This is a genomic window from Paenibacillus sp. F024 (assembly GCF_057814255.1).
The window spans coordinates 33694-58854 of record NZ_JBVASZ010000018.1; the positions used below are offsets into that span (position 1 = coordinate 33694).

The 25161-nt window shown below is 53.8% G+C and carries 23 protein-coding genes; 22 read left to right on the forward strand and 1 reads right to left on the reverse strand.

What is annotated here, in order from left to right:
* Positions 1–128: 128 nt before the first annotated feature.
* From ACZYR9_RS17990 to ACZYR9_RS18090, 21 genes are all read left to right on the forward strand, one after another.
* On the forward strand, positions 129–1589 hold the full coding sequence (locus ACZYR9_RS17990; RefSeq protein WP_488979876.1) for a hypothetical protein: 1461 nt from the start codon (positions 129–131) through the stop codon (positions 1587–1589).
* 283 nt (positions 1590–1872) lie between these two features.
* On the forward strand, positions 1873–2700 hold the full coding sequence (locus ACZYR9_RS17995) for a ParA family protein (protein ID WP_488979877.1): 828 nt from the start codon (positions 1873–1875) through the stop codon (positions 2698–2700).
* Positions 2648–3592, forward strand: a complete 945-nt coding sequence (locus ACZYR9_RS18000; RefSeq protein WP_488979878.1) for a ParB/RepB/Spo0J family partition protein — start codon at positions 2648–2650, stop codon at positions 3590–3592. The genes ACZYR9_RS17995 and ACZYR9_RS18000 overlap by 53 nt, the downstream gene beginning before the upstream one ends.
* A gap of 88 nt (positions 3593–3680) precedes the next feature.
* Entirely contained in the window at positions 3681–3893 is a 213-nt protein-coding gene (locus tag ACZYR9_RS18005; protein WP_144028046.1) for a hypothetical protein, read from the forward strand.
* Positions 3881–4489: a hypothetical protein gene (locus tag ACZYR9_RS18010; RefSeq protein ID WP_079913972.1), complete on the forward strand. Its 609-nt coding sequence runs from the start codon at positions 3881–3883 to the stop codon at positions 4487–4489. The genes ACZYR9_RS18005 and ACZYR9_RS18010 overlap by 13 nt, the downstream gene beginning before the upstream one ends.
* A 47-nt stretch (positions 4490–4536) precedes the next feature.
* Positions 4537–5658 carry an SAF domain-containing protein gene (locus tag ACZYR9_RS18015; RefSeq protein ID WP_488979879.1) on the forward strand — a complete coding sequence of 374 codons (1122 nt, stop codon included), beginning with the start codon at positions 4537–4539 and terminating at the stop codon, positions 5656–5658.
* Positions 5659–5669: 11 nt separating this feature from the next.
* Positions 5670–6377, forward strand: coding sequence for a hypothetical protein (locus ACZYR9_RS18020; RefSeq protein WP_488979880.1), 708 nt, complete (start codon positions 5670–5672; stop codon positions 6375–6377).
* A gap of 34 nt (positions 6378–6411) precedes the next feature.
* Entirely contained in the window at positions 6412–7257 is an 846-nt protein-coding gene (locus ACZYR9_RS18025) for a hypothetical protein (protein WP_488979881.1), read from the forward strand.
* Positions 7254–9125 (forward strand): pilus assembly protein CpaF, encoded by a 1872-nt coding sequence (locus ACZYR9_RS18030; RefSeq protein ID WP_488979882.1) that lies wholly within the window; start codon positions 7254–7256, stop codon positions 9123–9125. The genes ACZYR9_RS18025 and ACZYR9_RS18030 overlap by 4 nt, the downstream gene beginning before the upstream one ends.
* Positions 9115–11184: a hypothetical protein gene (locus ACZYR9_RS18035; RefSeq protein ID WP_488979883.1), complete on the forward strand. Its 2070-nt coding sequence runs from the start codon at positions 9115–9117 to the stop codon at positions 11182–11184. Before ACZYR9_RS18030 ends, ACZYR9_RS18035 begins: the two co-directional genes overlap by 11 nt.
* 77 nt (positions 11185–11261) lie before the next feature.
* Complete coding sequence (locus tag ACZYR9_RS18040) at positions 11262–11741, forward strand: ABC transporter permease (protein WP_488979884.1); 480 nt, start codon at positions 11262–11264, stop codon at positions 11739–11741.
* A gap of 82 nt (positions 11742–11823) precedes the next feature.
* On the forward strand, positions 11824–12213 hold the full coding sequence (locus ACZYR9_RS18045) for a hypothetical protein (protein ID WP_488979885.1): 390 nt from the start codon (positions 11824–11826) through the stop codon (positions 12211–12213).
* A 10-nt stretch (positions 12214–12223) separates the two neighbouring features.
* Entirely contained in the window at positions 12224–12772 is a 549-nt protein-coding gene (locus ACZYR9_RS18050) for a hypothetical protein (protein ID WP_488979886.1), read from the forward strand.
* The gene (locus ACZYR9_RS18055) at positions 12759–13742 is read left to right on the forward strand and encodes a hypothetical protein (protein ID WP_488979887.1); all 984 of its coding nucleotides are present in this window, start codon (positions 12759–12761) and stop codon (positions 13740–13742) included. The genes ACZYR9_RS18050 and ACZYR9_RS18055 overlap by 14 nt, the downstream gene beginning before the upstream one ends.
* A 114-nt stretch (positions 13743–13856) precedes the next feature.
* On the forward strand, positions 13857–14969 hold the full coding sequence (locus ACZYR9_RS18060) for a copper amine oxidase N-terminal domain-containing protein (RefSeq protein WP_488979888.1): 1113 nt from the start codon (positions 13857–13859) through the stop codon (positions 14967–14969).
* Positions 14970–18794, forward strand: a complete 3825-nt coding sequence (locus tag ACZYR9_RS18065) for a DUF5704 domain-containing protein (protein ID WP_488979889.1) — start codon at positions 14970–14972, stop codon at positions 18792–18794.
* A gap of 24 nt (positions 18795–18818) precedes the next feature.
* A complete protein-coding gene (locus ACZYR9_RS18070) occupies positions 18819–19304 on the forward strand; it encodes a hypothetical protein (protein WP_062410483.1) in 486 nt (161 codons plus the stop codon).
* 9 nt (positions 19305–19313) lie between these two features.
* A complete protein-coding gene (locus ACZYR9_RS18075) occupies positions 19314–19490 on the forward strand; it encodes a hypothetical protein (protein ID WP_186311127.1) in 177 nt (58 codons plus the stop codon).
* A 611-nt stretch (positions 19491–20101) separates the two neighbouring features.
* Positions 20102–21394: a group II intron reverse transcriptase/maturase gene (ltrA, locus tag ACZYR9_RS18080; protein ID WP_488979890.1), complete on the forward strand. Its 1293-nt coding sequence runs from the start codon at positions 20102–20104 to the stop codon at positions 21392–21394.
* 79 nt (positions 21395–21473) lie between these two features.
* Positions 21474–21881 carry a hypothetical protein gene (locus tag ACZYR9_RS18085; protein ID WP_488979891.1) on the forward strand — a complete coding sequence of 136 codons (408 nt, stop codon included), beginning with the start codon at positions 21474–21476 and terminating at the stop codon, positions 21879–21881.
* A gap of 21 nt (positions 21882–21902) precedes the next feature.
* On the forward strand, positions 21903–22169 hold the full coding sequence (locus ACZYR9_RS18090; protein ID WP_080835131.1) for a helix-turn-helix domain-containing protein: 267 nt from the start codon (positions 21903–21905) through the stop codon (positions 22167–22169).
* Here the strand turns inward: ACZYR9_RS18090 and ACZYR9_RS18095 are convergent.
* Positions 22156–22719, reverse strand: coding sequence for a hypothetical protein (locus tag ACZYR9_RS18095; RefSeq protein ID WP_488979892.1), 564 nt, complete (start codon positions 22717–22719; stop codon positions 22156–22158). The two genes, ACZYR9_RS18090 and ACZYR9_RS18095, sit on opposite strands and share 14 nt — an antisense overlap.
* A 319-nt stretch (positions 22720–23038) precedes the next feature.
* On the opposite strand from ACZYR9_RS18095, the gene ACZYR9_RS18100 reads away from it, so the two are divergent.
* Entirely contained in the window at positions 23039–23380 is a 342-nt protein-coding gene (locus tag ACZYR9_RS18100; RefSeq protein ID WP_488979910.1) for a TnpV protein, read from the forward strand.
* Positions 23381–25161 lie beyond the last annotated feature (1781 nt).

The following is a 25161-nucleotide window of genomic DNA, read 5'->3' on the forward strand; positions in this document are numbered from 1 at the left end:
AGGATGTTAGGTGAACTTTTTGGCTTATAATTGTAGGGTATGCTTCTCCTTGTCGAGAGGCGAAAAATCAGGTATGTTGGCTATGAACAATCTCAGGATGCCGCATTATTACTAAAGGGGTTGGTTGTATGCATCGCCGGTTGGTTTCCGATTATTCCAACCAATTGCATCAATTATTGGTCTCCGTCTCAAGGCATTATTATTTTGGCAATGATGGATATTTGAGATACCAGAAAAAACCGTTGGACGTTGATCTGAAAAACGCACTTAAGTCACGCAAAGAACATCTCATTTACTATATATTGCGCGATCACTATAGCGGGACGTTTGCTTTTCGGATGGCTACGACGAGAAGGCCGCTTCCTCTCGCAGATTTTCTTTATTATGCCTGGAGCGAGGAGAAGAAGGAAGAAAAATTTATATTCGGATTGCCGGACGCATTATTTGTACCGAAGACGGTTACAACCGACGGCTTGTTTGCCGCGTTTGAAAGTCTGGATATTATGCCGTTGCACCCACAAAGCGGCTTTGCTTCGGGTGTCAGAATCTTTCGGGATATAGAACAGCTGCTATCCTATTATTTGAGTGAAACAGTGGATCATACACTGGAAGGAGTGGACAAACTTCGTCTGAAAGTATGTCAATATTTGATTGGTTCGAAGTTCAATACATGGAAAGAAAGCTTGCCAAAGGAGCATCATCCTCGGTCTGTTCCGGACTATGATGATTTTACCCAGCATTTTATTACAGTTGATACCGGTCTTTTCAAGATAGAGCAAGGTAAACATAGACGATACGACAAGACGGTGCTTGAATTGGAGCTTCCTTCGTTTGACAGAGAAAAGCTGGATCAGGCGCAGGAAATGATTTATGATGCATGGGACGAGATGAGTAGAAGCAAGCGTCTCTCGATGGCACGAAAAGCATTGTTTCTGTCGCCATACTGTGCGGATGCCTATAATTTGTTAGCGGAACATAGTGAATCTTCGGAAGAACGAATGGAACTGTACGAGCGGGGGGTGAAGGTGGGGCGTCTAGCTTTGGGGGAATCGTTTTTTGAAGAGAATGTAGGTGAATTTTGGTGGCTTACTGAGACCAGACCATATATGAGGGCACTGGCAGGACTGGCGGAATGCCTCTGGAATAATGGACACCGGCAAGATGCCATTGCGAACTGTCGTGAGTTGCTCCGATTGAATCCTAATGACAGTCTGGGAATTCGCTATATACTGGTAAATTATTTGCTGGCTGAGGAAATGAATAAAGAAGCTGACGAATTTCTGTCAGACCATAAAGAGGCTACATGCTTTATGCTGTATAGCGAAGCTTTGCTTTCTTTCCGTTGCAAGAGTGCTCGCAAAGCGGCCGTATCGTTGAGTAAAGCTCTCGAATCGAATTCTTTTGTTCCCGCTTATTTACTAGGTGAGAAGCATATTCCATATATTAAACCTGATGCTTACTCGCGGGGGAGTGAGGAGGAAGCGATTATTTACGCCTCATTCGCCCTCCATTCATGGAAAACAACACCCAGCGCGTTAGATTGGTTAGCTGACCGAGCGAATCGTGAGAAGATGGGATGCAATTTGTAATGTATTAGTTGATCCAAGACAGGTGCAGTGCAGCAGCAGCCTTTCAATGATTAGTTTGGAGTTTCCGTTTTTTTGATCCTGGATTTGGACGACGCGTATGCGAATTGTTGAAATTATTGGAATAAGCTCACGAGATAACTGAAAATGAGGTGACTTCAACATATGAATGTCCAAGAGAACGCCCTTTTTGCGGTGTTCTCTTTTTAGATAGATACTATTCAAAAAGCCGGTTGCCCTGAACTATCAGCGCAACCGGCTTTTTGCGTGAAAGGAGAAGTGTAAGATGGCCAAGGTGATCGCCCTCGCTAATCAGAAAGGCGGCGTAGGCAAGACCACAACGGCGGTCAATCTGGGGATCGGTTTGGCAGCCGAGGGGAAAAAGGTTTTACTGGTTGATGCGGACGCGCAAGGCAACCTGACGGATTCATTAGGTTTCCACGAACCGGATAATTTATCGGTATCTTTGGCGACATTGCTGGCGAAGACGATGCTGGAAGAATCCTATGAAGCGCGGGAAGGTATTTTGCATCACCATGAAGGCGTTGACCTGATGCCAGGCAATATTGAATTGTCTGCTGTTGAAGTATCGCTTGTCAATACGATGAGCAGAGAAACGATTTTGCGTTCGTACATCGATTCGGTTAAAGCCGATTACGATTACGTGCTGATCGATTGCATGCCGAGTTTGGGCATGTTGACCATCAACGCGTTGGCGGCAGCGGACAGCGTCATTATTCCCGTACAGGCGCATTATTTGCCCGCCAAGGGAATGACTCAACTGTTGCAGACTATTGCCCGTGTACGGAGGCAGATCAATCCGAAGCTGGTTTTGGACGGCGTGCTGCTCACGATGGTAGACAGCCGGACGAAATTCGCCAAGGATATTTCATTCATTCTTCGGCGCGACTACGGCGACAAGCTGCGCGTGTTCAACACCGAAATTCCCTTATCCGTTCGCGCGGCGGAAACGAGCGCCAAGGGAAAAAGCATTTATGCTCATGACCCCAATGGTCAAACGGCAAAAGCGTATGCCGCCTTTACGAAGGAGGTGCAGAGCATTGGCAGCGAAAGACGACATGCGCGCCAGCATCAAACTGACCACAGTCGCTGATTTATTCTCCACCGAGGAGAGCCGCGCCGATGAAAAGCGGGAAAAAGTGTTGGACATCCCTTTATCTGAAATCAGCGATTTTCCCGGCCACCCGTTCAAGGTGAAGGCGGATGAAGCGATGCTGGAAATGGCGGACAGCGTGAAGCAATACGGCGTTCTTGTTCCCGGCCTGGTACGTCCGAAGGCGGACGGCGGCTATGAACTGGTAGCCGGGCATCGGCGTAAAAAAGCGAGCGAACTGGCAGGCAGAGAAACGATGCCCTGCATCGTCCGCGAACTGGACGACGATCAGGCGACGATCATCATGGTGGACAGCAACCTGCAACGGGAAAATATCTTGCCTAGCGAGAAGGCTTTTGCTTATAAGATGAAACTGGAAGCAATAAAAAGGCAAGGAGCCAGAACGGATTTAACTTCTGCGCAAATTGCGCAGAAGTCGGCAAATAAAACATCAAGGCAAATTATCGCCGAGCAAGCTGGGGAAGGCCCGCATCAAATTTCACGCTATATCCGCCTTACCGAACTGACCCCCTCCATTCTCGAAATGGTGGACGATAAACGAATCGCCTTCAATCCGGCCGTAGAGCTTTCTTACTTGGCCGAAGAAGAACAGAAAGCCCTGTACGAAACGATGCAGTCCGAAGACTGCACGCCTTCGCTGGCGCAGGCGCAGCGCATGAAAAAACTGAGCCAGGACGGGCGGCTTAACGTGGATGTCATCTTCTCGATTCTCACGGAGGAGAAGCCGAACCAGAAAGAAAAGATGACCATTCGGCGCGAACGGATCGACCGTTTCTTCCCGAGGGACTTTACCGAAAAGCAAAAGGAAGACCTGATCGTACAACTGTTGGAAAGTTGGTATAAAAAACGGCAACGGGAGCAGGAACGTTAACCTGTTTCTGAAACATAACGATCCTGTCCGGCAGGCACTCTCCCCTAGGCGGAGAGCTTTTTTATGCCCATTTTTGGGGAGGCGATTCATGATGTATTTCACGAAAGGGAGGCGTCGTCAATATGAGCGCCTGATGCAAGAAAAGCCGGGTTTCAACCGCTTTGAAGTTTTGGAGGATGAGACCGAGCAGCCGCGCACGCGAAACGAGAAATCTCGTGAAGTCGGCCAATCAAAGCGAAGCCGGGGAACGAAGAATGACCGCAATTTTCCAGGAAATGAGGACGGACAATGGAAGAAATAAAGCGAATGGTGGACAACTATGAAGTCGTTCAGGCCATCTCCATCGGGAAGGTGGAAGTGCTGCTTGGCATAGACGAAACCAATGCCGAACGTCCGTACATGGTTTGTACCTGCACCCGAAACAATTCGTTGGGTGTCGAGCAATTTTACGCGTTTGCAGCCGGCGCGGATTATCTTGAGGCCGTGCATGACTTTGTTTCCCGCGTGCAATGGGAGCTGGAGGATCTCAAAGAAGAAAGGGCCAGTGTCAAGGTGCCCCTATCTCCCCTTACCCAAGTCCAATGCCAGCCGATTCGCGAAGACGTGTGCATTGACCACCAGGTTGTTGTCATCCGGCCGGAACGGTTGCGACCTGAATACCGCACCGCTGTTAACCAGCTTGTGCTGGCGCTAAGCGGTTTTGGCACCTCTGCCAATTCCCGAGGTCGCGCCGTCTACGTGTTAAATCTATATACCGGTGAAGAGGCTCGCTGGAATCGAGAGGATTTTATGGGTCTGATAAAACCGGAGCATATGCCTGCATGGGCGCAAGAAAAATTGGAGCAGCATCAGATTGGAACTCAGCAAAAACCGAAGCGCCGTGACGAAGCCCGGTAAAGTCAATCGACAGCACTTCAATTTTGGTTTGAAAGGAGACGTGAGCGATGTCGTGGACGTATCGGCACCGCAAGGCGCTTATCATCGCGGCGATTGCCGTAAGCGTTTGTTTACTGGCTGCTGCGGCCATTTATTCTCTGATCAAGCAATCAGAGCAAGAGCAGAAACAACAGCAAATGAAGGAACATTATGAAAGGCAAATCGAAGAATTGAAAACGATAGAGGAACAATCGCGCAGAAGCGTTTGGACTGTGGCGCACACTGTTCCGGCCGGCGGCATCGTGAAGGCGGAAGACCTCAAGTCTGTTCCGCTGCCTGCGAATCTGGTGCCGCAAGGAATGATTACTGATCAGAACGCGGTCATTGGCAAAAGCGCCAAAATCGAATTAGAGCCAGGCACGCCGTTGATGCCTTCCATGCTGTACGAGGGCGCGCCAATCCCGAAGGATTTGCGGGTGCAGGAGTTTCAAGTCATTCAGCTTCCCTCCAATCTGCAAAAGGGACAGTACATCGACGTGCGAATCAACTTCCCGACTGGCGAGGATTTTGTCTTGCTGGCGAAGAAGAAGGCGCGGGAGTTGTCCGGCAATGTCATCTGGCTGGAAATGAACGAGCTGGATCTATTACGGACTTCAAGCGCGATCATCGATGCCTACTTGCAAGGCGCGCGGCTGTATGCCCTGCCCTACATCGAGCCGGGCTTGCAGGAATCGGCAGTAGTCAATTATCCCGCCAATCCGAAGGTGCTCGACTTGATGGATCATGATCCGAACCTGCTAGAAAAAGCGACAACCGAGCTTGCCCGCCAACTGCGAACGACACTGGATGACAATCTGAAGGCGATGAGCGAGTCGGACAAACTGCGCGTAACGAGCGGAAGCGTAACGGTTCAGCAGCAATTGCAAAACGAACGGATTGTCACGCAGCAAGGCAATGCCATGCATGAGGCGACCCCATCGCCGCCACCGGCAGGCGCAACGGCTACGGTCGATCACGAACCGCCAGCTGCGCAGCCGCTGCCTACCTCTTCCGTTCCGACAACGATGAGTGAGAATCGACCGGAAACGCCAGAGGAGCCTACATCAACTGTTTCAACAGATCCGGCGCCAGCTTCGTCGCCTGGAGAGCCTGCAAAAGTGGATAAATTGGAGCAAATTTTTAATCAGTGAAGGAGGCCGTCATGAAAAAGGTCGTATTTTTCGGCGCGCCGGACAAAAGCCACCTGCTCCTTGTGCTTGGCAAGCTGCTCACGGCGATGGAGAGAAAGGTGCTGATCGTGGATTCCACCCTTGCCCAGTCCATGCAAGGCTATTTGCCGCGAACGGATTTTGGCTGTTCGCTGCGGGAGTTTGAAGGCATCGATGTGGCGACCGGGCTCATCACGCCAGCGCAATTGGAACGTTCTTTGTTTCAAGCCGGAGGCGAAACAGCATACGATGTCATGCTGCTCGACACCGATCACACTGAATTTGTGAAAGGACGAGAGTTGCCGGGATACGACAAGCGGGTTTGGTGCAGCAATTGGAGCCGACTCGGCATGCATAAAAACGCGGAACTGATGCAGCGGCTGTGCCTTCACGAAGCGGAAGGTCAGCCGCTTTCGTTTTACAAACTGATTGCTCCCACTCTGCCGATCGCCATACCCGAGTCGTATATCGATTCGCTGCTGCCGCAGCAGGCGATACGTTGGGAGGACACCGTGTTCCGCTTTCCGCTGGACGAACGGGATATGTCGGTCGAACTGGACAACCAGCATCATGGCCGCATCGACATCAGGCGGCTGTCCGGGGCGTATCGCCGGAACGTGCTGGACATGCTTCAACAGTTGTTTGAGTGCGATGTCAAAACTGCCCGGCGGGCATGGGCGCGGTCTCGAAGACGCGGGTGAATCCAGGAATGTTGCACGAAAGGAGATGAAGCAAATGGGTTATACCGTGGTGTTTTGGAGTCCGGTACCGGGACAGGCCGGTACGACGAGCAACCTGATTGCCGCCGCGGCGCTGCTCGGATTGGAATACTCCTCGCGCCTTTTGTTGCTTGGGCATTTGCAAAGCGAATATGCTGCCATTGAACGCGGCTTTTACCCGAGGCGATCCTGGATAAATAAAGCGGACGCCCCGCCTGACGCGGGCGTCGACGCGCTGCTGAGGCTTCTGCAAAACCGCAAGCTGGAACCGAAAATGCTGCGGGATTATACGTTGCCGTTGCTCGCCGAGCGCCTCGATATTCTGCGGGGATCGAACAAGCCGGACGTATCGTTTGTTTCATCCGCGCAGGATTGGCTCGGACCGCTCTTGGAACTGACAAAACGCGCTTACGATGTGGTGTTGCTGGACGGCGGAAGCGGCAACGTGTCGGAATGGACACGGACATTGCTGCGTCAGGCGGAATTGTTGGTCGTTTGTCTGCCACAAAATGCGCTCAAACTGGAGCAAGTTTTTCCGATGGTAGAGGCGCAGGTTCTATCAAACCGGAAGCTTTTGCTCGTATTCGGGCAATATGACCCTCGCTCGGCGTTTACCGTCAAAAACATCATGCGTCAGTTCCACCGACGGGAGCCTGCGTACCCGATTGTTCATAATACGGGATGGCTTGATGCCACCCAGCAAGGAGACGCAATACATTTTTTATTTCGTAACCGGAAAGTGCCGCGCAATCATAAAAACAGTCTCTTTATGCAACAAGTACGGGCATTGGCGCAGGCGATCATCCAGCACGCTGGATTAGACAAGCCTCTTTTCGGCGGGAGGGAGGACGATGGACGATGATGTTCGTGCTGAACGGTTTGCTTATCGGGGGCATCCTCGTCGCAGTCGGCATCATGCTTTATTTGCGCATGAGCCGCCGTTTGCCGGAGCGGCCGGACGAAAAGCCGGTTTACACACTGGATGCGATGACCGTATATGTGAAAGAAGCGCTGCATGAGATGACAAGCAGCAACTTGATCGACTACGGCTTGTCGGAAGAAGAATACCGTCGCCGCAAAAACAAACGCGCGGAGCTGAAAAAGGCACTGCGGGGCTGCACGTCTGGCGATTTGCGGGACAAGGCTTATGTGAAGCAGGTAATCGCCGATTTGCTCGAACAGCGCTACCATCTGGACGACAATAACCTGAATCGCCTCCTGCCGTTTGACGACCCGCAGGCGCTCTCGCCGCAAGATCAGTTTGACATCCTGCTCTATCTGTTTAAGAAACAACATCGTTTGAGAGCGCTGGACGAACTGATCCGCCAATACGAGCTGGATCGTCCCAAGCGAAGCATGGAAGACGAAGAGACCGAATCGTACCGGATTACCGCCGACGAAATCCGAGACATCTACAAGCGGGAAGTACGCAAGCTGTCTGCCGAAGACAAAACGCAGATCGTCGTGCAGCGGATCTACCAGCATTACAAAGGGTTTAGCGTCATCGACGAAATCCGCGACATGAAAATCGACGGCGTATCGGGCGGCGTATCCGGCATCCCGCCCTCGATGTGGGAAGGCGAATGGAGCCTGGAGGAAGAAGCGCAGCTTTCCGAGGTGCCAAGGTCGCATGACAGCGTGTGGCTGTTTTATAAAGGGAAATCCATTCATTTGAGCTTCCTGTCCTTCGGTTCGGAGCAAGAACTGAGGCGCGTGTGCCAGAACGTGTACAAACATAATTTTCCCGGCCAATTGTCCGAAGCCAACGGCTTTAAGGTGAACGAAATGGCGGATGGCTCCCGCGTTGTTGTGTTGCGCCCCCGGTTCAGTGAATCGTGGGCTTTTTTTGTGCGCAAATTCGACGTGCAAAACGCCACGCTGGAACAATTGATTCAGGACGACAACGCCGAGCTTCCCATCGGACTGATCAGATATCTCGTCATGGGCGAGCGCATTACGGCCATCACCGGCGCACAAGGCAGCGGCAAGACGACGCTCTTGATGGCCATGGTGCGCTACATTCCGGCCATCTTGCCGATCCGGGTGCAGGAAATGAGTTTTGAACTTCAGCTTCGGAAAATATATCGGGACCGCAACATTATAAGCCTGCGGGAAACCGAAACGATCTCCGGACAAGACGGGCTGGACATCCAGAAAAAAACGGACGGATCGGTCAATATTTTGGGAGAAGTGGCGACCGACCCGGTTGCCGCCTGGATGGTGCAGATGGCGCAGGTCGCGTCGCTGTTCACCCTGTTTACGCACCACGCCAAAACATTCCGCGATCTCGTCTACTCGCTGCGCAATTCGTTGCTGAAAACCAGAGTGTTTACGAACGAAAAAGTGGCCGAGCAGCAGGTCGTCAGCGTCATCAACTTCGACATTCACCTCAGGCGGGACGCGGACGGACATCGTTACATTGAACGCATCACCGAGTGCGTCCCGGTGGAGCAGGAGACGGCTTACCCGGATTCGTTCCGCCATAAATCAACGACCGAAGAGAAAATGGCGGCGTTTATGGAGACGATGCTGGAATATTTCCGCCGCACGACGGACCGACCGCTTTACGTCGCGCGGAACGTCATCGAATACCGCGACGGACGCTATGTCGCCGTTCATCCGCTGTCCGAGCGAAGCCGAAACGAAATCGCCGCTTGCCTCGCCGGGCCGGATCAGGCGGCGTTCGAGGCGTTTCTGGCGGTTCATTGGGGGGATGGCGATGAAACTTGAATGGTTGTCCCTTGTGCTCGGCGCGGCGACGGTGCTGTTCCTCGCGATGGCGGCCGCATTTCAATGGGTATCCCGCTATGGTTCGGATGTGGAGGCCGTTCGGCGGTATGAAGCGCTGCGCAAACCGGGCAAAGCCCGCAAAAAGCAAGCGCTGTATAGCGTCATGCAGCAGTTGTACCGTCTATGCGAGCGTGTGCCAATTCTGCGCGCTTATTTGCACCAACTTCGCAAACGAATGACCATCCTCCAGCTTGGCGACGAATGGAAGCTGCGGCTGGAGACGATGAAGACGGCTCTAATTATTTGGGGCATGCTGATTGCAGCGGCTGTTCCGCTGGCGCTGGGCGTGCGCGACCTGGCCACGCTTGGCATGATCGCCATCGGTTTCTGGGTTGGCCATGGCATTCTTTCGGACAATCTGGTTCATCGACTGGAGACGCGCCTGCTTCGGCAACTCCGGCATTTTTTTTCGGATGTGCGTCATCATTATCATCGTCATGGCATGGTGGAAGAAGCCATTTATGAAGCGGCGGACGGCGCGCCGTATGAGATGGCGCTGCACGGACACGAAATATACGAAGTGCTCACGGCAAGCGATGCCGAGCAGCGGCTGGCGCAGTATATCGAGAGCGCGCCGAACCGCTATTTGCAGGGCTTGGCCGGGCTGTCGCATCTGGTGAAGGAATACGGCGACAAACGAACCGCAGCCGGTTCCGTGTACTTGAAGGCGCTCGGGAAGCTTGCGACCGAACTGAATCTGGAACTGCTGCGCCGCGAGCGCCTCAGTTTCCTGTTGCAAGGACTGACCGCCATCGCGCTGTTGCCGCTGCTGTTTACCCGGCCGATTGAAGCATGGGCCAGCCATTACTTTCCGGCCATGGACGCCTTTTATGCGAGCACGACCGGCTGGATCGTGAAAATCGGCCTGATGGCGGTCGTATGGCTGTCCTACATCCTGCTGAGGAACATTCAGGAGCTGGACGCGAGTCCAAAACCAACCGGCCGAAAAAGATGGGAGAAACAGGTTTACGAATGGCCGTGGATGCGCTGGCTTGTGCATCGTTTCGGTCCCGCCCCCGGTTCCCGAGAAGCTGACCGCATGGTCAAGCTGCTTAAAGACACCGCGTCGCCGCTTCGGCTGGAATGGCTCTATGTGCAGCGCATCGTGGCGGGGAGCATGGCTTTTCTGGCTGTGCTCGGGATGTTTATGGCACTTCATGCCGCAAGCCGGCATCAAATCCTGTATGCGCCGGTAAAGCCGGGCATCCTGTTCGGCCAACTTTCGCCGGAGGAGGAAGCCAAGGCGCGCGGGGCGGCGGCGCTCGATCGCCGCATCATTCATCGCGCAAAGGAGGTGAAGCACCGCACCGAAGAAACGATCATGGGCCTGCTCCGCAGCGAATCGCCAGCAACAAACAAGGACGATCAGCTTCGCGCCGCGGCTCGGCGCATTATGGGCAAGCTCACGAAGCTGGACAATCAGTATGTGAAGTGGTGGGAAGCGCTCCTCGCCGCTCTCGCGGGATGGGGCGGCTACGCCATGCCGGTCGGCGTTCGGTTGTTCCAGCGGCACATGCGGCAGATGGAGATGAAGCATGAAGTGGATCAGCTGCATGCCGTCATCGCCATGCTGGCGGATCTGGACCGGATGTCGGTCGAGCATCTGCTCATCTGGATGGAACAGTTTGCCCGCGTGTTCAAGGAACCGCTGCAAACCTGCTTGCTCCATTTCGAACAGGGCGCGGATCAGGCGCTGGCGCAGCTGAAAGAGGATGCGCCGTTTGTGCCGTTCGTCCGCACGGTGGAAAAGCTGGAACTGGCGGCGCAAAGTTTGCCGATCCGGGAAGCGTTCGACGACCTGGAGTCGGAACAGGCTTACGCGCAGGAGCAGCGCAAACAGGAGTACGAGCAATTGATCGAGCAAAAGGCAGGCTGGGGAAAATGGATCGGTTTTGCGCCGATGATGGCCCTCATTTTCGGCTATCTGGTCATTCCGCTCGTCATTGTCAGCTTGCACCAGATGTCCGTTTACTACGAACAGCTTCAGCGCATTCAGTAAGCGGACATGTTGCGGCGCTTTCCAAACGGGAAGTGTCTTTTTTTATTCCTAATTTCATTTGAAGGAGAGATCGGTTCATGTCCAACGCGCAAAAAGCACTCGTGATGGCGGCAGGGATTTTTCTTGCCATCGCGCTCATTACCCTTGCCGTCGTATTGTTTATTTCCGCGCAAGACTCCACCAAGGCGGCGCAAAGCAATTTCAGCAATATCCAGACGGAACTTTCGCAAACGGCGTTTACGGTGTACGACAACACGATGTTGTCGGGCAGTCAGGTGGTCAACGCGCTGCGCAAGTTCAGCGATCAGGACCAGTTCGGCATCCAGATTGTCACCGGGAAAAATCCGGCGGGTCAGTGGTATGGCAAGGTTATCAACACGAGTGTTCCGATCGACAGCGTGACCTACGGCTCAGTGGTTGGTGATGCGCCGGGGCAACTGAGCCATGCGCTCGATGAAGCGAATGTCAACTACGTGAATCCGAGCGGCAAATTTCGGGCGCAACTGGTGCACGACAGCAGCAACGTCATTCGCGGCATTGTGTTTCGGCAGCAGTAAGCGCTCTTACTGACATCACAACGCTGATAGGGCGTCCTTTCGGATATAGACGGACGCCCCGGCGTTTTCAAGGAGGAAACCGATGGAACATGCCCCCAGAACGATGCTGGAAATGAGCGTGGCCTGTCTTCTCTTTCTGATGGCCGTAACGAGCGGACTGCTGCTCTTTCAAACCGGTGCCGCGCTGAATGCCACCGCCTATGTGTCGGGAAAGTCGCTGGACCGCAACATGCAGATGACGTTTTCGCCGATTGCCGGCGACGGCACCGTATCCGGCGCAGAGGTAGCGCAGTCCGTTGCCCGGCTGGAGACGGGAGACGCGGAAATTGTGGTGGACGGTGTTCGATACGCGCCGCCGCTCGATCGGGACCCGTTCGTCCCCGCCGGCATTCGCCTGAATGCCCGGTATACGGCAGTCGCCCAGCGGGATGCGTACGGACAACTGGTGCGTCTCATTTTCGCTTTACGCTAAGGAGAATGCCATGAACAGTTTCTCGAAAGTTTTCGCGATGCTCATTGCTGTTCTTTTGCTCTACCTTTATCCTATTTCCGCAGCCTTCGACCAGCAGGACGATATTTCGGAACTGGTCGTATTGAAGGCGACGACAACGTTTGTGGATGCGGTGCGGGACAAAGGCTTTGTGTCGCCGACCATGTATACGGACTTTATGGAGACGATTGCGGCAACGGGCAACACCTTCGATGTGCAAATGGAACACGGCAGCAAAAAGTACGTGCCGGTTTATGACGACCCGACAAGGCCGGATACGTTTCGGGGCAGCTACGAAGTGCACTACGACATGTTTTACAACGCGCAGATTTTGCCTGTTCTGTTCCCGAACAGCGCGGCCGCAAAAGACGATCCGGCGAGACGCTACAAGCTGCGGGTCGGCGACACATTTGCGGTCACGGTCAAAAATACGAACCGGACTCCCGGCACGATTCTGTTCGATTTTCTGAACCAGTCTATCAGTCCGAATGAAAAAATGTTCATTCCTTACGGCGGGGTGGTGCGCAATGAGGGTGATTGAATGGGCCATTGTCGGGGCGCTCATTTTCCTGCCGTTTGCGACCGTGAACCGGATCGAGGTCGAAACGCAGCGGAAGGCGCTACTCTCCGAGCTGCGCTATAATGTCGCGCTGGATGCGGCGGTGGATGACGCGGCGCAGATGTTGACCATTAATGCGAACCAGCAGCGGGAGACGCAATACGAATCGGCCAAGCGGGTGGCGCTGAACAAGGACGAGGCGATTGCCGCATTTTATCGGACGCTGTACGCAAGCTTTGGCATTGCCGACGATCCCGTTGCCCAAGGCGTGCTGGGTCGGTATATCCCGGCTATTGCGGTGATTGGTTACGACGGCTTCTACGTCTATGCCGAGGAGGAGTGGACGGGAGCCGACGGGAAAACGGAACGGAAACCGGTTTGGGGAGCGAAAAAGCCGTATGCCTACGCCGATTCATCGGGCAACAGCCTTTCGTTCACGCTGGACGATTTCGTCCTCGCTTACGATGCGGGCAGCCGGAGCTGGCATGAAGGCTTGCGGGATGACGTCGGGCAACAGACGAATATTGCGCTATTAAAGGATGCGGAGCGATTTGAGCAGGTGCGCCGAAGCACCATCGTCCGCGCAATTGAAGACGAACTCGCCTACCGGATCAACAAACACAACGAAGAGGTTTCCCGATTTGGTCTCTCTTACACGTTTACATTGCCAACGATTTCACAGGAAGAATGGAACAATACCGTGGATGACGTCGGGGTGCTTGCTTTTATCCAGGGCATTCCGATGGGAGGCAAGTTTTACAACCATTATGCGCTCGGCGGAAGCCGCGTGCTCAAGAAGCCGGAGATTGTCGGAGCCAGGAAAGGAAGCATGAAGGTGTATTATCGCAGTACATGCGGCTTTGCTTATCCGGTGGAAGAGACATTTTCCAGCGAACAAGCGGCCGCGCAAAAAGGCTATATGCCGCTGGACTGTCCTATCTCGCCATCTTAACGAGACGGCGATATTTCGGAAAGTGGACACGCCGTCAGATCGGTTTTATGATGAACGTGACAGCCGAAATCTTCCAAACTTGTTATGATCCCTATCAAGAGAGGAGCAAATGGCGTGAGAAATTGGATAATTGCAGGACTTGTCGCCGCGATGTTTTGCAGCTTGTTCACCGTAACGGCAAGCGCGGCGAGCCGACTTCCGTCTTTTGTCAGCGTCGTTATGGACGGACAAAAAATCTGGTTTCCCGATGCGCAAGCATTTGTCGATGAGAACAACCGGACGCTCGTGCCGATTCGATTCATCGCGGAAAAGATGGGCGCGAACGTAGGCTGGGAGCCCAAAACCATGACCGTACCGATTGAGCGGGACGACCTGCATATTGTGCTTACGATCGGCGAAAGCAAGGCGCTCGTCAACGGCAAAGAGGTGGCCTTCGATTCGAAGGCGATCACCAGCGGCGGCCGGACGTTTGTCCCGCTGCGTTTTGTCAGCGAAGCGCTGGGGGCGGAAGTGAATTGGGATAGCCCAACATCGACCGTCTTTATTTCCACACAAGAAGAAGCCATCGAGGAATATGATGAATGGGGCCGTCTGATTCGCACAACCAACCTGCCCAAGAATGCGCAAGATTATCCTTATATACTTGCCGATGTACCGAATGAAGCGTATGAGATGGCCTATCCCTACTCGCATCCTACGGACAGCAAGGTTTCATCGGTAATGTATTCAACCCTGCCGGAATTCAATAAGAAAAACGTGGATATATGGATGAACCGGCTGAAAACGTTTGGTGCACTTTGGCTGAACGTGGATTACAAAACGATTGACGATTCTTGGGCGCAGGCGGTATTCGCCACGAAAATGCAAAGCTCCAATGCGGAATTGAAATATATCCGGCGGTATGTGGAGTGGGTCAAAGAAAACAAGATTCAGACCGAAGGATACCTTGATCCCGAGCCTTCCATGATTTATAAAGACGGGTTTGGAAATAATTATGTACGTTCCAAGTTCAGAATCAAATTCAACTCATTCACGGAAAGTAAAAATTTGCTGTACGATGAGCGGTTCCCCAATGATCGCAAATTCGATAAGCAGGTTTGGTACGAAGGTTACGCGGATATTTCCCTTTCCACGAATGTTGGCGGCGATTGGGGCAGTACATTGAAAGTCGATCCGGGAGCCAGTTTATTCCGCAATTATTTCATCAGAAAGGCGGACTCGGAATAGATGAAGAGAAACAAATTCATAAAATCGGCGTTGAGCGTGCTTCTGGCATGCTCTTTTTTATTTTCGGGTTTTCCTTTCACAGCGAAAGCCGAAATCCCAAAAGTAAGAACCGAGGCAGGAAAAATCAGCTTTGAAATCACCAGTACGGCTGCAACGTCATCCATTAAATACAGAACTGTGGGTTGGACAGTGCGCCGTGACCAATTATGTTCGAATACAACGCCCAAGCAGTGCGGCGATCCGAGAAGCGGCCAACACGCCTCTTTTTTGGACCAGCAAGTACGGCAAGTAGGACAGGAACCGAATCCGCCCATCCCCGGCCAGCCTGTCACGACCTATTACGAAGTCAGCGAGGCGCTCGTCACGGAAGGTATGTGGAAAGCGGGCATGGGCGACATCAAAGACAACGACGACTTATATTTGTATGCCATCATGGTGTCTATCGACGGGAACGGCAACGTGCGCAAAGGGCCCTTTTATACGTTGGATGAGATCAAGAGGGCCGAACCTTGGGCGCATCCGGACGATTTGGACGATTATTTCGGCATTCATGTACCCTATCGAAGCGCGGAATTTCCCGTCGATGTCATTGCAAAAACCGTAAACGGCATAGTCATTCAAAGAACGGAAATTACATTTCTAAAGGGCAAGTACAAAGTCGGGGAAACGATCGATCATGAATTTCCAGAAACGATTGAGGACAACGGAAAAACGTATACGATCGTTCGCTCCTATTTATCGCCAAAGCAGGACCCGACGCGGAAAGACTGGCTGCAAGAAAATCCCGAAACGAATCCGAAGGTGCGAACGCGAAGCTTTACGGTGCATCTGGGCGGAACGGACGCGGTTGCCGAATATGCGGAGAACAATCCGGTGAAGGCCATCTATCAAAAAGAAGACGGCACCAAACTCAAAGAAGTGGACAAAGGCGTTTTCGCTACCGGGGATGAGGCGAATCATACGTTCGAAGAGCAAGTCACATATGGCGGTCAGACGTATGAGATCATCCGATCTTACATTACGAACAATAACAAACCGGACGAGAAGCTGTTCATTCAGGAAAAAGGCGACCCCAAGCTCAAAGAGCGCTCCATTCTGGTGGGATCGGGCGGCTCCAACTTTATCGGCATTTACAAAATTCCCTCCTCGGTAACGGTCACGTCCCGGATTGAAGCGCCGGAAACGGTCGATCAAAACGTGACTGAAGTGGACGGGGATTTTGTTTTTGAAGTCGAGTCGCAGAAGAATTTGAAGTCATACGAAATCACGGATATTCGAAATGCCAGGCTCGTTCAAACGGGCGACAAAACCGGAACCCTCTCCGGCACGTCAACGAGTAAAACGATTCCGATCAAAATCCCGTTCACGTCCGGCGACAAAGTGAGCGTGCAAATCACTGTCGTCGTACAGGATGTGGACGGCAATACGGGGGATTCGACATCCGATCATACGGTGCGTAAAGGCGACGGTGGCGGGGAACCGCAACCTGGCGCTTCCCAGCAGACCGAAGTGATGGAGCCAAGCGTTTCTGCCGTCATTCAGGCGGATGCGCGCGGCGCAGAAAAATTTGATGTGCTGCAAGGCATTCCGACTTCAGAGAGCCTGTATGTGAACGCCTTAGCCAAATCGTACTTGTATCGCAACACGTTCACGGAATCGAGCGGCACGAAGCAATACCCGATTCAAGTGAGCAAAACGTACACCCTCACCTGGACGGAGACGCGATCCGGCCCGCCTGATGCGGACGGGAATCCGACCACCATTACCGTTCCGCGTTCAGATACACAGACGGTCACCAAAAACTATTCAATTGAACGCGAGTACAGCTTCTGGACGATTCAAAATCTCGAGGTGTACGGCATTCAAAAGGCGACGGTCTCCAATTATGCGCTTCCTTCGGGAACGGTTACGCTGGAGCCGAATGGTTATGCGCCGCCAACCGTTTCCGCCGCGCATGATGCATCGCTCAGCGCGCATATCATCGATCCGGTCTATTCGAATGTGACGCTTCCCGGACAAACGATTTCCGGCGGTTCCAGCCGGCCTTCCGTACCGAACGAGGACTGGAAGTCAACTGCAGAAAGCGCCATCGGCAAGATCAAGGTGAAAAACGACTCGTTCGTTTTTAACGGAAATACGATTATGGACAACCGAATCGTTGAGGAAAAAGCGCCGACGCCGGGGGCGATACCGGCCCCTCCGATGATTGGGCAAGAGGTGCTGTACGGCAAAGGTTATTTCATTGATGCTTCCAAAACAAACAAAGCGAATCAACCGAGCACCGGCACCATCTTTTATACGCTGGTCAAGGGCATTGGCGGCGGGGAAAACAAGAGCTTTCCGATCGGCGGCATCAACCCGGTAACCGTGCATACGCCGGTGGTGAACTACGCCTCGGTGTCGGACGATCAGGCCCACAACCAGAAAACGCAGCCGACTACCGGGCGGTCGGCGCTCATTCTGGACCGGCCCTTCAACGTGACGATTCCGACAAGCGGCCAGCACAAGGATATCAAGGGCTACGGCAATCGGAATTATGCTAAGTATGTGAGGGACAAGCAGGTACGCTTTCCGTTCGATGTGTACAAAGCGGATCGCACGACGTTCGTCCCCAAGGACACGTGGGTGTCCATCCCGGTCGGCCAGATGCAGACGACCTTCTACTTGCCCGTTTGGGTGGACGAGGGCCATTACGATGTGTTATTCCGAACGTTTGCCGAGAACAGCCCGGCTTCCTTCACGTCCCAGATGAATGCCAATCTGGACTTATCCAACCATGTCGCTTCGCAGGTGGTTCCGGTGGAAGTGATTGGCCGTCTCTATGATTTCCGCATCACCGACATTGCCGATTTTGCCTGGGAATCGGTGTTCCGCACCCAAAAGGGCAGCGCGACGCCGACAGGAAACGCCTATTGGGTCGGAACGAAAGGCATTGACGGCGCACCGCGCGGCAATGCCCCACCCTACGTGCTGCCGGTACGGCAAGGCAGTCATCCCGAGAGCGGCAAGAAAAACGTAGCGGTCAAAACGGGTTACCATTTCAAATTCGAAGTCATGACGAAAGGCAACATGTTCGGTTCGGGCGACGGCATCCTCATTACACCGACGTTTTATTTTGTAGACAGCAAGGGGAAGAACAGGCAAGAAGTCGATCTTTACTATCATTCAGGCAGTCAGCGGTTTATTCGTATCGGCTCCAGCGACGATGTGGAGAAACGGTATGTGACGCTCGACGCTCGTCTGCGCAATGTGCCGAAACAGGAGTTGACCGACACCGCAGCAACGCTTTGGTCGCTGAACGGTTCGCCCGGAGCGAGGCAGACGTTTATCGATCAATATGTAAAGGATGCGCAGAAGCCGACCTATGTGGGCGGCTACGATATCATGCTGCTGCCGCCTCAGCTTCGGACGTTTGTCGGAAGCATGCAGGTGCCCTCCGGCATTGATGCGGCCCGCGCCAACGCTTCGGTTCAGCGGTGGCGGGGGGACTACAGCTTGCCCGCCGCGCCGTACGTGGTGCCGAAAGGCTTCAATCTGGCCGAGTACGGCCGCACGCACCGGCTGGACGATCATGCGCCCGTATTTCTGAAGGATGGGTACATCATCGTCAATTTCAACATCGAAACGATCCGCAATCAAGACTTGAACCATCCGCATCTGCAATACAAAAACGCGCCGCTGGACAATCAGTGGCGGATGGAAGGGTTTCAGCCCAGCTTCGTCGATCCATACGGGGCAACGTTCTCCCTGCTGGACGGCGACGTCGTCTTTTATCATGCCAATTTGTCCAGCTACGACGACTTTGGGACGGGAGGCACCCATTAAATTCACCAGACGGGAGGGATAAACATGTTGGAAAAGCTGCAAAGTGCCGCGCCAGAGGATACGGCTTATTTTTATTCCGCTTCTGCCGCAGAGGAGATCGAACGTGGCTGCATCGGCCACCTGCGCGGCGATTTTGGGCGGTCGGGCGAGGAGTTCTGGGTAACCTGGTTTCCCCGGCGCTCTCCCTTTGAAACGACTGCTTTTAAAGAAGAATTGGGTAAGGTCTTTCAAGCTATCGGCGATCAGAAGGTGTTGAAAAGCCGCCAGCATATGTTACGATTTTGCAGCGAGCATCCGGAGGCGCGCATCGGCGGTGCTTGGAGCACGGATGTGTACGGGTTTTGCATGCAAACGCAGGATCACCGCTACTATTTGCGCTGCTTTCCCTTTGCCGGGGATTACAACTTTTACTTGTACTGCTATGCCCGGCCGGAGCGCTTGGTGGAGCAGCAACAGCAAGCGCCTTCCACGCCTGCCGCACAGAAGAAAAAAACGGAAACGCAACGATAGGAGGACGCAATGAACGATCTCGCTCGTTATCGGCTGCTGGACGGAGCCTCGCTTCCGCTTGCGGCCAAGCTGGTGTACTGCTATTTACCGGATTTGGCGGGCGGAAAAAACAGCGCCGTGTGGCTTTCCTCCCGTCGGCTTGTGGCAGATATCGGACTTTCCCCTTCTATGTGTGTCGCAACCTAGAGCGAACACCTACCAGCCGGGAGGAAAAGAATATGCTGGAAAGACTGCAAACGGCCGTGTCGGAGGACGCGGCCTATTTTTATTCCGGCGTGCCCAGCTAAGCACGCATCTTCTAGCCGGTGGAAGTCCGGTCGTGGGAGGGGCCAAGCCCCCACGTAGCTAGGATACCTGCGTATGGCGGAATCTGTGCGTAGAAGCGTATCGACGAAAGTACCTGGCAGAGACAGGGCGAGCGACATACCAGGCCGTAACATGAAGTGAATCCTGCCGCGTCGTCAAAAAGGCCTCGCAAGAGGGAAGAGAGGAAGCCGAGTCCCGTGGATATGGACGAAGGCCATGGAAGTTGCTAAGAACTTGGAACGGCAACGATGAATCCTCCGGCGTAGAGGGGGCGGCATGGCATGAAAGAAGATGTTGTGAACTGGGGAGACCCTCCCCTGCACGGAATTTTATTTTTTCGTAGACTGGCGCTCTATAAGCCCGAAAGGTGAAGTGAGCGTCTGCAGGAAGGGAGTCCGAGGGGCTCATACTACCGAAGAACGCAGGACAACACAACCTGCGGGAGGGAAGGGGCCCTGCTTTGTTCATGTTTCTTAAGGAGGTACGAGTCAGTGAATGCCAAACGGCTAACGACACCAAAGGAAAACGTTCAACAACTCCAAGAGAAGCTAGGTCATGCGGCCAAGGAAAACAAGAAGCGAAGATTTCACGCGCTGTATGACAAGGTCTACCGGCTAGACATTCTATGGGAAGCATGGCGGAGGGTACGAGCGAATAAGGGATCGGCTGGAATTGACGGAAAGACGTTAGCGGACATTGAGAAGCAAGGAGAAGTGTTCTTCGTGAACGAATGCCATCGATTCCTTAAAGCAGGCGACTACCATCCACAGCCCGTGAAGCGCCAATACATCCCCAAGAAGGATGGAAAGCAACGGCCGTTGGGGATTCCCACGGTCAGAGACCGCGTCATTCAAATGGCAACCAAGCTAGTAATTGAACCCATCTTCGAGGCGGATTTTCAAGAAACATCTTACGGATTTCGACCAAAAAGAAGTGCGAAGCAAGCGCTGGAACGTATCCGGAAAACATGCAACCGCAAAGGGAATTGGGTGGTCGACGTCGACATCCAAGGCTACTTCGACAACATCAATCAAGAGAAACTCATGAAGCTAGTGGAGATGCGAATCAGCGATAGAAGAATCTTGAAGTTGGTGAGGAAGTGGTTAGGCGCGGGAGTCATGGAGGAAGGAAAGGTCAGACGCTCAGATTTAGGTACACCGCAAGGTGGAGTTATCTCCCCCCTACTTGCGAACATCTATTTAAATTACTTCGACCTCCTGTGGGAGCGACATGGCAGTCAGGTTGGAGAACTGACGCGTTACGCAGATGACTTCGTGGTAATCTGCAAGACGAAGAAGGATGCGGATCGGGCATACGAGCTTATTCAAGCGATTATGGAACGCCTTGAACTAACGCTACATCCGACTAAAACACGCATTGTCGGACTATGGACAGGAGAGGAAGGCTTCGATTTTCTCGGCATGCATCATCGAAAAACGAAAGCGGAGACTTCTAAAGGAAAAGTGTACTACACAACTCAGCAATGGTTAGCCCGTAAAGCGGAAGAACGCATACGGGAGGTCGTAAAAGAACGTCTAGCCCCGCCGAATATGAGGCATAAAGCATTCCTCGAACACGTGGAATGGCTGAATCCAAAAATTCAGGGATGGAAGAACTATTACTACACAGCCTACAGCCAGCTAAAGCTGGCCAAGTTAGACTGGTACATTTTGCAAAGGCTCACAAGATGGTACGCCAAGAAGAGGCAACGTGCAAGGTGGATGAGCTCACTTCGTGAAGTTAGATTCCTCGCCAGTCAAAGTGGACTAAAAACGCTCTTGTGATCTGCATGCACATGAATGACGAACATCGGAAAGCCGTATGAGGGAAAACCTAACGTACGGTTTGATGAGGAGGGGCTGAATGGATCAGCCCTTTACTCTAGCTTCGATAAAGAAGGATACGGAACGGGGTTGCATCGGGCACCTGCGCGGTTATTTTGGCAGCAGCGGCGAGACATTCTGGGCAAACTGGTTCGAGCATTTGCCAGCGCTAAAAACGCTGGCTTTCCGGGCGGAACTGGATGCGGTTGTGCGGGCATTGACGGAGCAGGGACTTCTTCAAAGCCGCAGCCAGATGCACCGTTTTTGCCTGTCGCATCCGGAGGCCCGATTATCGGGGGCGTGGCATTCCGGCGTATACGGCTTTTGTTTTCAAACAGAGCGCCATCGGTACTACCTGCGTTGTTTCCCGCATGCGGGAGACTACAATTTCTATCTGTACTGCTACATCCGGCCGGATCGTTTGTCGGAACGGTCGCCGGAGCGTTAGCGTCTGCTGAGGAGGAAGCCTATGAACGATCTCACCAGGTATAAACTGCTGGCCGGAGCGAAGGTCCCTCCTGCAGCAAAGCTATTGTACAGCTATCTGATGGACCGCGCGGGCGGGCGGCATGGCTGCGTCTTGTTGTCCGGCAAAAAGCTGGCTTCGGAGGTGGGTCTCTCTCCTTCCACTGTCCGCCGAAATCTGCATCGACTGCAACTTATTGGACTCATTCGGATTACGGCTCGTTATTCCGAGGAAGGCATTCGCCTGACCAATCAAATCACGTTTCGGTAAGGGAGGTGCTCTCATGACAGCCAAGTTGCAGCGCATCGTCGAACTGGCTGCCAGCACGGCTCGCACGGTGACGAATCACCCTGACCGCTGGGCGGATTTTTTGCGGACGGCGGCCTGGAACTATAAATATCCGTTTCAGGATCAACTGTTGATCTACGCACAACGTCCTGACGCAACGGCCTGCGCGCCGATTGACGTCTGGAACAAACGGCTGGATCGCTGGGTGAAGCGCGGCGCGAAAGGGATTGCCCTGATTGAAGATCGGGGCAACCACTTGGGCCTGCGCCATGTGTTTGACGTATCGGATACTCAGAGCAGACGCCAGCCGCAGGTGTCGCTTTGGCGATTGCAGGACAGCGATACGGCTCATGTCATCGAAACGCTGGAAAATGCGTTCGGCGCGTCGGATGAGATGGAACCACGTGCGGATCTGCCTGCTGCGTTGCTCGCTGCTGCGCGGAATGCGGTGGATGACAACAGCGCCGATTATGTGGCGGAGTTGATGAAAGAGCGGGAACACAGTTTGCTGGAAGACCTGGACATACCACATGTGGAATTACTGTTCAAGCAAATGGCCGAAACGGCCGTCGCTTACATGGCGATGACCCGTTGCGGACTCGATCCCGCACATTACATCAGCATCGAGGATTTGTCCGGCATCGGGTATTTCAACACGCTTCCTGCGCTGTCTCACTTGGGCGCAGCGATTAGCGATGTGTCCGAGATGATGCTGCGGGAAGTGGAATCGACCGTCCGAGCGCTGCGCCGGGAGGCACAACGTGCAAATGAGGGGCAATCGTTTCATACCCTTGCAAGACCCGATTCCTTGCCGCACAATGAAGCTACTCGACAAGAAAGGAAGGATGAACATGGAACTGACGTACTCGCCGCAAGGGGATTATCTGCTGCCCAACCTGACGCTGAGCGAAGCGGAGACGACCATCGGGAAGTACGGGATGATGCGCAAGACGTTCCTGAAAACCGAGCGGAAGGGCATGTACGCCCATCTGATGTTGTCGGAGCAGTTGAACCGGCATCTGGCGGACATCGACCGGACAGCGCGGGAGCAGATCGACCGGACCATAAAGGAACTGCTCGCGTCTCACCCGGCACCGGACAAGGAGAGCGATCCGCTGGGCTGGACGGGACACATGAACAACCTGAAGCAGCAGGCGGAGGAACTGATTCTCGCGGAACTGATTTATCATTAAAATGGTTTGATCGGGAAACGGAGGACCGAAGTCTTCCGTTTTTTCATGACCATGCCATCATCAATGACATGCTCCGAGCCGCGCCGCTGCGGGAGAGCAAGTCGGACATTGCAGCGTTTTTCCTTGCTCATGAGGATGAGTTCGAGCGTGTGTTGTATGTGCGCGGTTTGTTTCCGGCAGGCATCACCGAACTGACGCTTGATGAAGGTGTGCAGGCCGGGTTTGAACCGTATCGCAACGTTTTGCATCTGTGGACGGGGACGGCGGAGGAACGCACGGCGCAAGGCTTTTACGATTGGGGTGTCATCGCCGGGCATATCGCCAGCATGATGCTGTTAAACGAATTTGACTTGTCGCGAAAGATAGAACCATCCATCGAGCAACAGACGCTGTGGATGGAACAAGCGGAGGACGCAAAAGCCTCCGCTTTTTTCATACCGCAAGCGGTCATTGACGCCATTTTGCAAAACGGCAGCGGTTTTGAGAACGGCAAGTATCGCATTGCGCTGCATTTCCAGCAGTCGCTGTCCGCACAGGAGAACGCCGATTTCCTGAAACGGGAATACGGAACCGGCGGGCGCCTTCCCGCGCTGATCGGCACGGATATTCACATGAATTATGACAGCAAAGGTATCACGCTGACCCGCGGCTCCATCATAAACCCGGATACGCAAGTCGTGCTGCCGTGGATGAACGTGCAGAAACGTATCGGCGAACTGCTGGCAGCGGGTCGTTACTTGAACCGGCAGGAAGCCGAGCGATTGCCCGCCTTTGCGGAAGAACAGGAGGAAAAGCTGCGGCTGCAAGCGGCGGAATTGGCCAGGTCCGATGTGCCGCAGCCGGATGTATTGCCCTCGGAGGGGTTTCCCCACCCGGAAGCGCAAGCGGAACCGGAACACACGCCGGTGAATCGGGAACGGACGCGCTATGGTTATGACGCAGGCAGCACGGTCTGGATCGGTGCGGACGAATATGAAGTTGTGCAGCTGGAGCAACGAACAGTGGTGCTGCAAGACCGTCAGTTCCCGCTCTTCATCAAAGCATTGAATCGCCGGGATTTTGAGCGGATGCTGCGCGAAAACCCGCTGAACGATCATCTGATTACTGGAGAGCAGGAGCCGGAACGGTCTGACGAAGCGGCCTGGGAAACAGCGGAAGATGCGGTTTCACCGGAAGAGCCGGTGACGGAGGGGCGAGAGCCCATATCGCAGCCAGACACTTCCCTTTCCCCTGATCCTGTGGCCGGCCGCACCGCGCCAGCCCGCCCGTCTGTCCCGGCTATCAACTACCGGATTACGGATGATGAGCTGGGGCATGGCGGCGCAAAAACGAAGTTCAAATGGAACATGGAAGCGATTCGGCTGCTGAACAAGCTGGAGCAGGAGCAGCGGCAAGCGACAGCGGACGAGCAGGCGGTGCTGGCTCGCTATGTCGGATGGGGCGGCATTCCGCAGGCATTTGACGAAGCGAACACGCAGTGGGCAGCCGAATATGCGGAACTGAAAAATGTGTTGGAGCCGGATGAATATGCGTCCGCTCGCGCGTCGACGCTGAATGCCCATTATACGTCTGTGACCGTCATCAAGGCGATGTACGACTGTCTGGAATCGATGGGCTTTCGCAGCGGCAATATTTTGGAGCCGTCCTGCGGCATCGGCAATTTCTTCGGTCTGGTGCCGGAGTCGTTCCAAGGCTCGCGGCTGTTTGGCGTGGAACTGGACAGCATTACGGGCCGTATCGCCAAGCAGCTTTATCCGCAGGCTTCGATTGCGGTCAGCGGT

Excerpts from the sequence above, each read along its gene's own strand:
- ACZYR9_RS17990 (WP_488979876.1), top strand. The coding sequence starts at position 129 with ATGCATCGCCGGTTGGTTTCCGATTATTCCAACCAATTGCATCAATTA.
- ACZYR9_RS17995 (WP_488979877.1), top strand. The coding sequence starts at position 1,873 with ATGGCCAAGGTGATCGCCCTCGCTAATCAGAAAGGCGGCGTAGGCAAG.
- ACZYR9_RS18005 (WP_144028046.1), top strand. The coding sequence starts at position 3,681 with ATGATGTATTTCACGAAAGGGAGGCGTCGTCAATATGAGCGCCTGATG.
- ACZYR9_RS18010 (WP_079913972.1), top strand. The coding sequence starts at position 3,881 with ATGGAAGAAATAAAGCGAATGGTGGACAACTATGAAGTCGTTCAGGCC.
- ACZYR9_RS18015 (WP_488979879.1), top strand. The coding sequence starts at position 4,537 with ATGTCGTGGACGTATCGGCACCGCAAGGCGCTTATCATCGCGGCGATT.
- ACZYR9_RS18020 (WP_488979880.1), top strand. The coding sequence starts at position 5,670 with ATGAAAAAGGTCGTATTTTTCGGCGCGCCGGACAAAAGCCACCTGCTC.
- ACZYR9_RS18025 (WP_488979881.1), top strand. The coding sequence starts at position 6,412 with ATGGGTTATACCGTGGTGTTTTGGAGTCCGGTACCGGGACAGGCCGGT.
- ACZYR9_RS18030 (WP_488979882.1), top strand. The coding sequence starts at position 7,254 with ATGATGTTCGTGCTGAACGGTTTGCTTATCGGGGGCATCCTCGTCGCA.
- ACZYR9_RS18035 (WP_488979883.1), top strand. The coding sequence starts at position 9,115 with ATGAAACTTGAATGGTTGTCCCTTGTGCTCGGCGCGGCGACGGTGCTG.
- ACZYR9_RS18040 (WP_488979884.1), top strand. The coding sequence starts at position 11,262 with ATGTCCAACGCGCAAAAAGCACTCGTGATGGCGGCAGGGATTTTTCTT.
- ACZYR9_RS18045 (WP_488979885.1), top strand. The coding sequence starts at position 11,824 with ATGGAACATGCCCCCAGAACGATGCTGGAAATGAGCGTGGCCTGTCTT.
- ACZYR9_RS18050 (WP_488979886.1), top strand. The coding sequence starts at position 12,224 with ATGAACAGTTTCTCGAAAGTTTTCGCGATGCTCATTGCTGTTCTTTTG.
- ACZYR9_RS18055 (WP_488979887.1), top strand. The coding sequence starts at position 12,759 with ATGAGGGTGATTGAATGGGCCATTGTCGGGGCGCTCATTTTCCTGCCG.
- ACZYR9_RS18065 (WP_488979889.1), top strand. The coding sequence starts at position 14,970 with ATGAAGAGAAACAAATTCATAAAATCGGCGTTGAGCGTGCTTCTGGCA.
- ACZYR9_RS18070 (WP_062410483.1), top strand. The coding sequence starts at position 18,819 with ATGTTGGAAAAGCTGCAAAGTGCCGCGCCAGAGGATACGGCTTATTTT.
- ACZYR9_RS18075 (WP_186311127.1), top strand. The coding sequence starts at position 19,314 with ATGAACGATCTCGCTCGTTATCGGCTGCTGGACGGAGCCTCGCTTCCG.
- ACZYR9_RS18085 (WP_488979891.1), top strand. The coding sequence starts at position 21,474 with ATGGATCAGCCCTTTACTCTAGCTTCGATAAAGAAGGATACGGAACGG.
- ACZYR9_RS18090 (WP_080835131.1), top strand. The coding sequence starts at position 21,903 with ATGAACGATCTCACCAGGTATAAACTGCTGGCCGGAGCGAAGGTCCCT.
- ACZYR9_RS18095 (WP_488979892.1), bottom strand. The coding sequence starts at position 22,719 with ATGTGGTATGTCCAGGTCTTCCAGCAAACTGTGTTCCCGCTCTTTCAT.
- ACZYR9_RS18100 (WP_488979910.1), top strand. The coding sequence starts at position 23,039 with ATGGAACTGACGTACTCGCCGCAAGGGGATTATCTGCTGCCCAACCTG.